Genomic DNA, 11945 nt, shown 5'->3' with positions numbered 1-11945 from the left:
GTGGTTTTGTTCCATACTGACTGATTGTTCAATCAACACACCGGAAAAACAGGCAAAATTTCCTAAAAATTTCTTTGCCGCTTTCCCTTTCGCTTTTCTCCTTTCTTCGCCAAATATGGGCTGCGCCTCCCTTGCGGCGGAAAAAACAATATTTCCAGCAAAAAGGCTGCCCGTATACAAGGCTCGTGCCCCCTATGCCGGAACAAGGCATTGATGGAATCTTTTTTTGTCTTGACGGAGAGGGAATACAGCAGAACGCATTCCCGGCGCCGCCGGCACGGGAATCGCTGCCACAAAAAAGGGGATCCTTCTCCAGGCAACAGCCCGGCCAAAGGATCCCCCTTGTTCTCAGCTCAGCAGGTCTCTATCCTGCAAGGCCTTCCAGAGCAGTCATCATCTTTTCCACGTCCTGGACCGAGAAATCCACAGGCAGGGACATCAGCATGCCGAGCCCTTCCATCTTGTCGTGGAATTCCGCCGCCGTCATGGGGCTGACAGCGGCCGTATGGATCATGGCATTGACCATGAGGATGTCGATGACAGCCTTGCGCAGCTCCTCAGGCTCCAGCCCCAGGTCGAGCACAGCCAGAGCGGGCGCCTGCTGGCGCACCAGCTCCATGCCCTGTTCCAGCGAACCCGCCTGCCGGACAGAAGCACCACGGCCTTCCATGACCGGAAGGACCGGGGCCCAGTGTTCGGGGCGCGAGGTAACGATCAGGATATCCATAGCGGACCCCACGGCCTAGTGATGGCCGCCGCCACCGCAGGTGAAGTCCATGGTGAAGGGAGGCAGCTTGCCTTCCAGGAAGGCCTGCACGGCAGTGCCCACGGTGGGGTACTGACCGGCGAAGAAGACGTTGACGCCCACCTGCTGGAAGCCCATCAGCGGACGCATGCCCATGCCGCCGGCCAGCAGGGCTTTCACGCCATGGCTGGCCAGGTGCTGCACGGGAGCCATGCAGCCGCCCTGCTGGTGAGGCACGTTTTCCAGCGTGCCCACGGCTTTGATGGCGTTGTCTTCGATTTCCACGATGGTGTAGATGTCGCAATGGCCGAAGTGCATGCCCATCTGGGCATCGAGACCGCCAGGCATGCAGGAAGGCACGGCAAGAAGAAAGCTCATGATAAACGCTCCATTTCTGGTCGAAGGTGCGCGGCCTAGCGGCCGGTGCGCATATCCTGAAGGGCCGACCACATGTCCTTCAGGCTGTTGCCAAGAGGATTGTCGAATTCTGTCAGGGCACGACGCTGCACCATGGCCCGGGTCACCACCGGATCGAAGGGCAGCCGCCCCAGCAGGGTATGGCCGTGTTCGGCGCATTCCGCGGCGATGGCATCGGCCTCGTTCACATTGAGATCAGCCTTGTTGATGATGATGGCCAGCGGGATGCGGAAATGCCGGCACAGATCGGCCACGCGGCTGAAGTCGTGGCGGCCTGACGGCGTGGGTTCCACGACGCCTACGGCCAGACTGGCCCCCGACAGGGAGCTGATGACGGGGCAGCCCACGCCCGGCGAACCGTCGCACAGGATGGTCTCCAGCCCCAGGGCCCTGGCACGTTCCCTGGCCTGGGCCTTGAGCAGGCTCACCAGACGACCGGAATTCTCCTGCCCGGGGAAAAGCTGGGCATGGACCATCAGACCGAAGCGGCTGTCGCTCACGTACCAGTCACCACAGTGATTGTCGGGGAAATCGATGGCCTGCTGCGGGCAAAGCTTCACGCAGACGCCGCAGCCTTCGCAATGGTCATCGATGAGGAAGCCCCCGTCATGGGGACGGACAGCTTCGAAACGGCACAGATCGGCACACTGGCCGCAGCGGATGCAGTCATCCTGACGGATCCGGGCGCTATGTCCCGAGATGAACGGCGTGCGTTCCTTGACCTCCGGCTGCAACAGGATGTGCAGGTCGGGGGCATCCACATCCAGGTCACAGATGACCTTGTTTTCGGCCAGATGGGCAAAGGAGGCACAGACCGTGGTCTTGCCCGTCCCGCCCTTGCCGCTGATGACGACGATCTCACGCATGACACACCTCCCCGCCCAGACGGCACAGGGCATCGCGCAAGTGTTCGAAACGCTGTTTCCATTCCAGGGACAGCGCGGCTAGCAGGCGGCCATTGGCATATTGCTCGGCGGCGGCCCGTTCAAAAGGCAGCTCCGCCAGCAGGGGCAGGCCATGCTCACGGCAGTAGCCACGCACCGCGGCGTCGCCATCGGCATTGCCCTCGGCCCCGGCCCGATTGATGACCACGGCCATGGCCTTGTTCAGGGGCAGGAAGGCCTGATGCGCCAATCTGAAATCATGGAAACCGAAGGGCGTGGGGTCGGCCACCAGCAGGATCAGGTCCACATCACGGGTGACCGTGACCGCCGGACAGCTGACCCCGGGAGGCGCATCGAGGATGGCATCGGCCGGGACCGCATCCAGCATGGTGTCCAGACGGGCCCGCAGCTGGCGCAGCAGGGGCGGCGTCATGGATTCGCCGATACGGGTACGGCCCATGAGGAAGCGGACCGTGCCGTCCAGCACTGTGCCGTGTTCCAGTTCGCCCAGTTCCCGGCCCACGGGTTTGAGGGCCTTGTCCGCACAGACGGCGAAACAGCCGCCGCAGCCGTGGCACATATCGGGGAAGATGCTGATATTGCCGGCAAAGGAGGCGATGGCCTTGAAGCTGCAAATCTCGCGGCATTTGCCGCACTTGCTGCACGCGGCCAGATCGAGGGAAGGCACCTCCAGCCAGGCCTTGCTGCTCCCCTCCACCTGCGGGGGCAGGAAGAGGTGGAGGTTGGGCGCTTCCACGTCCGTGTCCACGGCCACCAGGGGGCTGTCCCAGACGCTGGCCAGGGAGGCGGCCACACTGGTCTTGCCTGCCCCGCCCTTGCCGCTGGCAATGGCGATACGCATAAAGGCTCCCCTATTTGTTGGGCGCGTCGGCAAAGGGGAATTCGCCCTTCTGGAAGCGTTCCACCGCTTCCCGGACGGTACCGCTCACATCCTGGCAGACCTTGATGCCCGCAGCCTTCAGGGCGTCGAAAGCCTTGGGGCCCACATAGCCGCTCAGCACCACCTGCACGCCCGCGTTGGCCACGCGTTCGGCGGTTTCGATGCCGGCGCCCATGCTCATGGTCTGGGAAGCGCCGTTGTCGATATAGCTCACGCTCATGTCCGGCAGATCCACCACCACGAAACCGCCCGCGCGACCGAAACGGGGATCGACGAGATCGTCAAGGGTGGGGCCTTCACTGGAAATGGCAATCTTCTGCATGGTATTCTCCTTTGCGTCCGCAGTCCGGGGATCGGGTTCGGCCAGGGCGTAATGACCGCCCTCGATGCGCAGGGCCCGGCCCGTGACCAGGGCCAGCGCCACCGTGCGCCGGGCCGCGGCCAGAGTACGGCCGAACGTATGCCGGGACACACGCATGCGGCAGGCGGCCTCGGAACCGGTCAGGCCTTCCAGATCCGCCAGACGCAGGGCTTCGAGTTCTTCCACTCCCAGGCAGACTTCCTCCAGGGCCGTCATGGGGATGCCCCGCGGCTTGAAGTAGGTGACACTGGGAGTGGTGGCCACATAGCGGCACTGTCTGGGACGCGGCATGATTTCTCCAATATCTGGCAAAACGGGCGCGCAGCCGGAAAGGATACCAGGCTTGCGGACGTTTTGCACAATTGAGCATAATCCTTGCGGCGGCCATGTCAAGCCCCTTTCCCGGATCCCGCCGCTTTTTCCCGCTTCCGCGCGGCGCGTTGACGCTTTTCTTGGCCGCATGGTACAAGTCCCGGGCCTGCCCTGCGCAGCCATCACGAGGTTCCCATGTCCCAAAATCGTGCCAGCATGCTGGACCGCCCCGTGGCCCAGACCTTTTTCCGCTACGGCCTGCCCTGGTCCGCGGCCTTTCTCCTGCTTTCGTCCGCCGGTCTGGTGGATACCATCTTCATCGGTCGCTATGTCGGTGCCCAGGCTCTGGCAGCCGTCAATATCGTCAGCCCTGTCTTCAGTATTTTCTTCGGCATGGGTGTCATGCTTTCCGTGGGCGGAACGGTCCGCAGCGCCCACCATGTGGGACGGGGCGATCTGCGTGCCGCTTCGGCGGTCTTTGGCCGCACCATGCTGCTCATCCTGCTGGCCGGTCTGGTGCTGGCGCTGCTCTCTCTGCTGTTCCGGCCGCTGCTGCTGACGCTGCTGGGGGCGGATGGCGACGTGATACGGCCTGCGCACCAGTACCTGACCACCATCCTGCTTTTCAGCCCTGTGCTGCCCGCCTCCTACGCCCTTTCGCAGTTCGCCCGGGTGGACCAACATCCCACTCTGGCTTCTCTGGGGCTCATCCTGAGCGCTGGCGTCAATATCTTTCTGGATTACCTATTCATCGCCCGCTTCAGCTGGGGCGTGCAAGGGGCGGCCCTGGCCACGGGGCTGGGCTTCAGCTGTACCCTGCTCCTGTTCCTGATCCACTTCCTTTCCCGCCGTGCCCTGCTGCGCCTGACCCTCAAAGGCTGCGGCTGGCGGGAGATCCTGCGGGCCAGCCTCAACGGCAGCGCGGAAAGCATCAACGAGATCTCCGTGGGCAGCATCATCCTGCTCATCAACCATCTGATGATGGCCCGCTTCGGTTCCTCCGGTGTGGCCGCCTTCACCGTGGTCAGCTACGGTTCGTGGTTCGGCCTGACCCTGGCCTACGGCCTCAGCGATACCCTGTCGCCACTGGTCAGTGCCAATCATGCCGCCGGGTTGCGCCAGCGGACGCATAGTTTCCTGCGCGTCGCCCTGCTGAGCCTGCTGGCGCTGGGCGTGATCATGTTCCTTGTCTTCAGCCTCTACCCGCAGGAGCTGGCCCGCCTTTTCCTGCCCGACAACGCCGCTGTGGGCAGCCTGGCTTGTGATTTCATCGCCGACTTCCGCTGGAGCTTTTTCTTCAGCGGTCTGAATATGGGCATCGCCTGCTACCTGACGGGGCTCAACCGTTCCTTGCAGGCTGTGGGCATGGCCCTGAGCCGCAGCCTGGTCTTCCCCGCCCTGTTTTTGAGCCTGTTCGCCCTTTGGCTGGAAGACGAACATATTTTTTGGGCCATCCCCCTGGCCGAGGCCCTGACCCTGCTGCTGGGTATCGGCCTGTTGGTCCACGGCCGTCGGCGTACCGGCTGGTAGACCTGCTGACAGGAACAGCCGCATACCGTATGCTTGCGGCATATGACACAAGGAGTCCCCATGCCCACGAAACGCCTTTTGCCTGCCCTGCTGGCCGCCCTGCTGCTGTCCGTTCCCGCCATGGCGGCCGAACATGCCCCGGGATTCGAAGCCTGCATCAAGAAAAACACCAAAAGTTCCGATCAAAAACAGTGCCTGGATCTGGAGCGTGACTACTGGCAGAAAAAACTGGATGCCCGCTATCAGGCCATGCAGGGCATCTGCAAAAAATTCTCCGGGCCCGAAGCGGAAAAGCGCAGCACAGCCTGCCTGGAGGCTCTGGAAGAAAGCCAGCACAGCTGGCTGGCGTACAAGACCAGCATGCGCCCTGTGGCCGAAAACTATCCCAACAGCCAAAGCGCCATGGAAAACCTGGCCTGGTTCGAGATCGACCAGCTACGCAAGCGCATCCATGATCTGGAGACTCTGGATCCCTCACTGGCAGACAAGCCGGCCCGCCGCGCCAATACTATGGATGATATCGAAAAGGGGCTGTCGGATTTCGGCAACAGTATGGAATCCCTGTTCAATTCCGGCATGAAAAAAATGGGGCTGGACTAGGCCGCTTTTGGCTTTCGTAAAAAACAGGGGCGGGGCCCCCTGAGCCCCGTTCCTGTCCCTGCGGAACTCTCCCGCCCGTCCGCGGGCTATAAAAGGACGGCCCTTCCGTTATGCTCTCTTCGGGCCATCCTTTTACCGGGCTGGCCGCGCGTCCTGTGTTCCAGTCCGCTCATTTTGTGGAGGCATCATGGATTCTTTGCTCACGCTGCCGAAAGACATCCATCTTCCCGGCACGCCGGAACATTTCTCTCCCCTGCTCACCTCGGACAGCGGCCTGCTGGTGGAGCGCATCGTCTCCTGGGGCCATGTGACGCCGGAAGGCCAGTGGTACGATCAGGAAAAGGACGAATGGGTCCTGCTGCTGGAAGGCTCCGCCCGGCTGGGCTTTGCCGATGGTCGTGAAGTGTCCCTGGAACGCGGCCAGTGTCTTCTGCTGCCCAAGCATGTACGCCACCGTGTACTGGAGACCAGCAAGCCCTGTGTCTGGCTGGCCATCCACGCACCGCAGCTGCGTCCGCAAGATGATGGCGCGGCAGCCGCCCCACAGGAATAGGAAAAGCGTCGTCCCCATTCCACCAGCACTGCGGCCGGCACGAACGGGCAATACGTCTTTTGCCGGGGCATGCCACCCAGCCGGTTCGTGGACCCTGCTTTCATGCAAGACACCAGGGCCGCATGCTCCTTTGCCCGCCAGCCCCGTACCTTGTGGCATTCCCCGGGAAAACATGCACAGGAGGTGTCCATGTCGCTGCCCCTGTTCACCTGCCGCCCCATCGGCATCATCCACACCCCGCACACCGATCCGGCCCAAACGCCCCGGCAGCCCATCCACGCCGCAGACTTCACCGGCCAGGTGGAGATATTCCCCGAATTCGCGGCCGGGCTCGAAGGACTGGAGCATTATGTCCGTATCTGGTTGCTCTTCGCCTTCCACCGGGCAGAGGCTCCGCGCCTGCACGTCATCCCGCATGGGCAGACGCAGGAACGCGGCGTCTTCACCACCCGGGCCCCCTGCCGTCCGGGCGGCATCGGCATGAGCCTGGTACCGCTGCTGCGCCGGGACGGGAACATCCTCCATGTCTCGCATGTGGACATGCTGGATGGCACGCCATTGCTGGACATCAAGCCCCATTCCCCCGATCTGGACAGCGGCGCTCTGTTGTGACGGCGGCTCTCTGATACAATTAATATTTTGCTACATTCGATAATTCTTCCATGCCATTTTTGATATAAATATCATATTCTTAAAACATATGTTTAAACATATAGTTGACATATAATCAATAATCTAAATATAATTTTTATATCTCTATAGCAAGGGGGCTTAGTATGACATTTGAACAAAATCTTCATAGGATTTTTAATGAGGCAAACGAAAAATTTGGATTTATCTCTCAAATAACTTTTGATTTAGAAGACACAATCTACAAAAATCTTCAATCCGTATATTGTCTACCACTTTGGAGAAAAGCCGCCCCTGTCGACATGCCTCCCGACCTTGATGAGATCATTAAATATGTATCATATATAGATGGTATTCAAGTTAATAATATAATTGGATTTTTATATAGACCAACAACAATTACGCCAAAGGACATAATATTTACCACAAAATCTATACATATTATAAATACAGGAGAAACTGAATATCAAGAACATATTATCCCATATGAAATCTTATCCATACCATATATTAGCATTAAATCATTAATACTTGATGAAGATGAAAACACACTTGAAATATATGATGTAAATAATAAATATTTTATTTGCGATCAAGAAATATGGAATATGCAGGCTGTTCACTATTTTTTAGAGCACACAATTAGCATATCAAAAAATACATTTAATATTAATAAGGAAATAAATGAGAATGAAAATATCCATAATAAATATCATTCTACTATAAACTCTATTTCACCAGAATTTGAAACATCCACTATTCCTGGTACAATATACAGCAATGTTAGTTCTGGCATGACGGTTTATGGGGAAGAAAAATTCTGCGCTGCTCGGGGACATGGCTTTGCAGCTGAACGCGCCAATCATCTTTATGACAAATTATCTGGGCATGATGCCCATATTGTCGGCGATAGTAACATCAAAGATGGGCCCGACAGACTTGTCGATGGCATCTATATTCAGTCAAAATACTGCAAAACAGGTAGTAAATGTATATCTGAATGCTTTAAGGACAACAAGTATCGCTATCTAAATGATGATGGGACACCTATGAAAGTCGAAGTCCCGTCAGATAAATATGACGCAGCACTTGCAGCTATGCGTGAAAGAATTCGACGGGGTGAAGTCCCTGGTGTAACAAATCCAGATGAAGCTAAGAATATTGTACAAAAAGGACATTTTACTTATGAGCAGGTAAAAAATATCGCTAAAGCTGGTACTATTGAGTCCTTAACATATGATGCCGTTAATGGAAGTATTATCGCAGCATATTCTTTTGGTATAACTTCTGTCATTAGCTTTGCTACGTCTCTCTGGAATGGAGATAATTTTGACATTGCCTTGAAAAAGGCTGTTCATAATGGGATTTCTGTATTTGGCACCTCTTTTATGACTGCCATTATTGCAGGACAGGTTACAAAAGCAGGATTAAATCGGGCACTTGTAGGAGTGAGCGACTATCTTGTCAAATGTATGGGGAACAAAGGGGCGTCACTGCTCGCAAATGCCTTTCGAAGTGGAAAGGATATCTATGGAGGAGCTGCAATGAATAGCGCTGCAAAACTGCTACGCGTAAATATTATCACTGCAGCTGCTACTATTGTAGTTCTTTCATCTGTCGATATTGTCAATACCTTCCGCGGAAGGATTTCTGGTGCTCAATTATTCAAAAATGTAACGACGACAGTAAGCTCTGTTGCGGGTGGCACTGCTGGTTGGGCAGGAGGTGCTATGGCTGGAGCAGCTCTTGGATCATGCGTTCCAGTAATCGGTAATGCCGCTGGTGCCATAATCGGGGGAATCATAGGCTCATTCTGCCTCGGTTCAGCTGCTGCCTGCGCCACCAGTGCCATCATGGACAAATTTGTAGAAGATGACGCCAAGGAAATGGTCGACATCATAGAAAAAGAATTTTTGCATCTCGCAGAAGACTATCTACTCAATCAACATGAAGTAGAAATGATTACCGCAAAACTGGCTGACTGCCTGACTGGCGATACACTCAAAGATATGTTTGCTTCTTCAGATCGAACAAAATTTGCTCAGAGTCTCCTCCTCCCGCACATAGAAGACGCTGTTGCTCACCGCAATTTCATCCAGCTCCCCGACCCTGACGCCATGCGACATGGATTATTGCTGTGGTGTGAATCCCAAGGGCGTTGATCAACCAGCGAGGTGGTTGAGACATAAAACAGCACCTTTTCTCCTCTCCGACAAAGAGCAGAATCGCACTCCATAACGAAAAACGCCCGCAAGACGAACTTGCGGGCGTTTTTGTGCACCGGAACGGTACAAAGGGAGGCCCCCCATGGGCCTCCCGGCGGGCATTTCAGGACCGAAGAGGTGAGCCCTGAAATTTCATGCGTCCACGGCCTGAAGAGGCCTGCCGCACGGCCTAGTCGGCCTGGGTGCGGATGAACGTGGGAATCTCGAAATCTTCTTCACTATACGTGAAGTCCTCATGACCGGGGTTGTGCTGGCGCCGGGGCATGGGCTGCTGGCCCAGCGTGGCGCCTGTGCGCAGGTAGGTCGGTTTCTCGAACTGATCCTGGGCGGAATAGGGACCATAGCCCCCCTGCGGATAGGAGTTCTGGGGGATCCAGTCTCCACGCTGGCGCACGGGACGCGGACGGGGCTGCTCATAGGCAGGAGCCTGCGGCGCTTCCATGGGACGGGCGGCCGGAGCGGCCTGCGAACCGGGGAACTTGGTCACGCTGGAGCTCTTCACCGGCTCGGGCACGGGCTGCACCACCGTGGCGCTGGGATCGATGCCCGTAGCGATGACGGTCAGGCGCAGTTCGTCGCCGATGTTCTCGTCATAGACCACACCAAAGATGATGTTGGTATCTTCGGGCGTGGCATCGGCGATGATGTCGCCGATCTCGGCGATCTCGTCGGTGGAGATGTCCATGGACGCCGTGATGTTGTAGAGCACGGCCTTGGCGCTTTCCAGAGACACGTCTTCCAGCAGCGGACTGTTGATGGCGCGCTGGGCGGCCTCGCGGGCGCGGTTCTCACCGGCGGCCACACCGGTGCCCATCAGGGCCATGCCGGATTCGGACATGGTGGTGCGCACGTCGGCGAAGTCGAGGTTGATCATACCGTCGGCCAGAATTACGTCGGAAATACCTTTGACGGCGTAGAAGAGCACGTCGTTGGCTTTCTGCAGCATGGCAGAGAACGGGGTCTTCTTGGGAGCGAAGGCCAGCAGACGGTCATTAGGGATGGTGATCAGGCAGTCCACATGCTGCTTGAACTCTTCCAGACCTTCTTCGGCAAAGCGACGGCGACGGGCACCTTCAAAAGAGAAAGGTTTAGTGACGACACCCACGGTCAGGGCGCCCATCTCCTTGGCGGTCTGGGCCACGACAGGCGCGGCCCCCGTCCCCGTACCACCGCCCATGCCGGCGGTCACGAAAACCATGTCGGCATCACCGATGGCTTCCCGGATGGCGTTGACGCTTTCCAGAGCGGCCTCGCGGCCCACGGCGGGATTGGCACCGGCACCCAGGCCCTTGGTGAGCTTTTCACCCAGCTGGATCTTGACCGGAGCATTGTTGCGGCTCAGGGCCTGCATATCGGTATTGGCGCAGATGAACTGCACCCCCTGCAGACCGGAAGTGATCATGTTCTGCACGGCATTGCCGCCGCCACCGCCTACACCGATGACCTTAAGCTTGGCGTTATTGCCCAGCGTGATGTCGATATCATCAACAATGGATTGTGACATAGTTCCCTCTCCTCAAATACTCTAAAAGCTTGCCCGCTTTGTTTTTTTAGGAAATGTCGGAAAACCACTTCTTCATGCGCGCCAGCAGGCCTTCGAAAACGCCGCTGTCGCTGTGCGTGGGAGTAAACTTTTTCTGCCCGGAAACTTCCTTTTCCGCGCCGTAACGCAGCAGCCCCACGGCCGTGGAGAACTTGGGGCTGTTCACCACGTCCTTGAGCCCGCCCACATTGCGGGGGTAACCGATGCGCGTGGGCAGGTTGAAGATCTGCGTCCCCAGTTCCTGACAGCCCTCGATGAGGGCCGTGCCGCCGGTCAGCACCACGCCTGCACCCAGGAAGTTCTTGTAACCGGAGTTTTCCAGCGTCCGGTTCACCAGGCACAGGATCTCTTCCATACGCGGCTCGCAGATCTCCGCCAGGATCTGGCGGGAGATGCGGCTGGGATCACGGCCGCCCACAGTGGGCACTTCGATGAACTCGTCATGACGCACCATGTCGGTCAGGGCGCAGCCGTACTTGAGTTTGATACGCTCGGCCGCCGCAATGGGGGTGCGCAGGCCAAAGGCGATATCGTTGGTCAGGTTCTGGCCGCCCAGCGCCAGCACATGGGTGTGCTTGATGGAATCGTTGGCGAAAATGGCGATGTCCGTGGTGCCGCCGCCGATATCCACCAGAGCGACGCCCAGCTCGCGCTCTTCTTCCGTCAGCACGGCCTTGGCCGAGGCCAGGGATTCCAGCGCGATGTCCGAGACTTCCAGCTGGCTGCGGTGGCAGGAGCGCACGATGTTCTGGGCCGAGGTCACGGCACCGGTCACGATGTGCACCTTGACTTCCAAGCGCACGCCCGCCATGCCCAGCGGATCGGCGATGCCGCGCTGGTTGTCCACGATGTATTCCTGCGGCAGGATGTGGATGACTTCACGGTCGGCGGGGATGGCCACGGCGCGGGCCGCATCGAGCGCGCGTTCCACGTCGCGCTGGCCCACCTCGCCGCCTTTGACGGCGATGACACCATGACTGTTGATCCCGGCGATATGCCCGCCGGCGATTCCCACATAGACCGAATTGATCTCACAGCCGGCCATGAGTTCGGCGTCTTCGATGGCGCCCCGGATGGACTGCACGGTCTGCTCAATGTTCACCACCACGCCCTTGCGCATGCCGTGAGAGGGACGGGTGCCGATCCCGACGACATCCACCAGGCCGTTTTCCGCCATTTCCCCTACGACCGCGCACACTTTGGTAGTGCCGATATCCAGGCCTACAATGAGATCCGCCATAGTT

General features: G+C 58.1%; 13 protein-coding genes. 5 read left to right on the top strand and 8 right to left on the bottom strand.

Translation table 11 applies throughout. The annotated features are described in order from the left end of the window. From DESPIG_RS14200 to DESPIG_RS01520, 6 genes are all read right to left on the bottom strand, one after another. Positions 1–180, bottom strand: a 180-nt coding sequence (locus DESPIG_RS14200) for a hypothetical protein (protein ID WP_006004141.1), incomplete at its 3' end; no start/stop codon positions are given. A 184-nt stretch (positions 181–364) separates the two neighbouring features. Next, positions 365–727 (bottom strand): hypothetical protein, encoded by a 363-nt coding sequence (locus DESPIG_RS01540; protein WP_006004139.1) that lies wholly within the window; start codon positions 725–727, stop codon positions 365–367. A gap of 15 nt (positions 728–742) precedes the next feature. Beyond that, positions 743–1123: a NifB/NifX family molybdenum-iron cluster-binding protein gene (locus DESPIG_RS01535; RefSeq protein WP_006004137.1), complete on the bottom strand. Its 381-nt coding sequence runs from the start codon at positions 1121–1123 to the stop codon at positions 743–745. A gap of 35 nt (positions 1124–1158) precedes the next feature. Beyond that, complete coding sequence (locus tag DESPIG_RS01530) at positions 1159–2028, bottom strand: ATP-binding protein (RefSeq protein ID WP_006004134.1); 870 nt, start codon at positions 2026–2028, stop codon at positions 1159–1161. After that, the gene (locus DESPIG_RS01525) at positions 2021–2908 is read right to left on the bottom strand and encodes a nucleotide-binding protein (RefSeq protein WP_006004132.1); all 888 of its coding nucleotides are present in this window, start codon (positions 2906–2908) and stop codon (positions 2021–2023) included. Before DESPIG_RS01525 ends, DESPIG_RS01530 begins: the two co-directional genes overlap by 8 nt. Positions 2909–2918: 10 nt before the next feature. Next, complete coding sequence (locus DESPIG_RS01520) at positions 2919–3599, bottom strand: DUF134 domain-containing protein (protein ID WP_040368942.1); 681 nt, start codon at positions 3597–3599, stop codon at positions 2919–2921. 216 nt (positions 3600–3815) lie between these two features. Between DESPIG_RS01520 and DESPIG_RS01515 the strand changes: the two genes are divergently transcribed. The 5 genes from DESPIG_RS01515 to DESPIG_RS13535 all read left to right on the top strand — a co-directional run bounded on the left by DESPIG_RS01515 (position 3816) and on the right by DESPIG_RS13535 (position 9095). Further along, a complete protein-coding gene (locus DESPIG_RS01515; protein WP_050760234.1) occupies positions 3816–5150 on the top strand; it encodes an MATE family efflux transporter in 1335 nt (444 codons plus the stop codon). A 60-nt stretch (positions 5151–5210) separates the two neighbouring features. After that, on the top strand, positions 5211–5750 hold the full coding sequence (locus DESPIG_RS01510) for a lysozyme inhibitor LprI family protein (protein WP_006004129.1): 540 nt from the start codon (positions 5211–5213) through the stop codon (positions 5748–5750). Positions 5751–5937: 187 nt separating this feature from the next. After that, on the top strand, positions 5938–6303 hold the full coding sequence (locus DESPIG_RS01505; RefSeq protein WP_040368941.1) for a cupin domain-containing protein: 366 nt from the start codon (positions 5938–5940) through the stop codon (positions 6301–6303). A 189-nt stretch (positions 6304–6492) separates the two neighbouring features. Further along, positions 6493–6915, top strand: a complete 423-nt coding sequence (tsaA, locus tag DESPIG_RS01500) for a tRNA (N6-threonylcarbamoyladenosine(37)-N6)-methyltransferase TrmO (protein WP_050760233.1) — start codon at positions 6493–6495, stop codon at positions 6913–6915. A 164-nt stretch (positions 6916–7079) separates the two neighbouring features. Further along, complete coding sequence (locus DESPIG_RS13535; protein WP_147589231.1) at positions 7080–9095, top strand: hypothetical protein; 2016 nt, start codon at positions 7080–7082, stop codon at positions 9093–9095. A 232-nt stretch (positions 9096–9327) separates the two neighbouring features. Here DESPIG_RS13535 and ftsZ read toward each other — a convergent pair whose 3' ends face one another. Then, complete coding sequence (gene ftsZ, locus DESPIG_RS01490; RefSeq protein WP_006004121.1) at positions 9328–10662, bottom strand: cell division protein FtsZ; 1335 nt, start codon at positions 10660–10662, stop codon at positions 9328–9330. A gap of 46 nt (positions 10663–10708) precedes the next feature. After that, positions 10709–11941 (bottom strand): cell division protein FtsA, encoded by a 1233-nt coding sequence (gene ftsA, locus DESPIG_RS01485; protein ID WP_006004119.1) that lies wholly within the window; start codon positions 11939–11941, stop codon positions 10709–10711. Between the last annotated feature and the right edge of the window lie 4 nt (positions 11942–11945).

The sequence above is a fragment of the Desulfovibrio piger ATCC 29098 genome, from assembly GCF_000156375.1.
In the GTDB taxonomy this organism is placed as follows: domain Bacteria; phylum Desulfobacterota; class Desulfovibrionia; order Desulfovibrionales; family Desulfovibrionaceae; genus Desulfovibrio; species Desulfovibrio piger.
The sequence above is the reverse complement of the archived record's forward strand: the minus strand, read 5'-3'. Positions and strand labels throughout refer to the sequence as shown.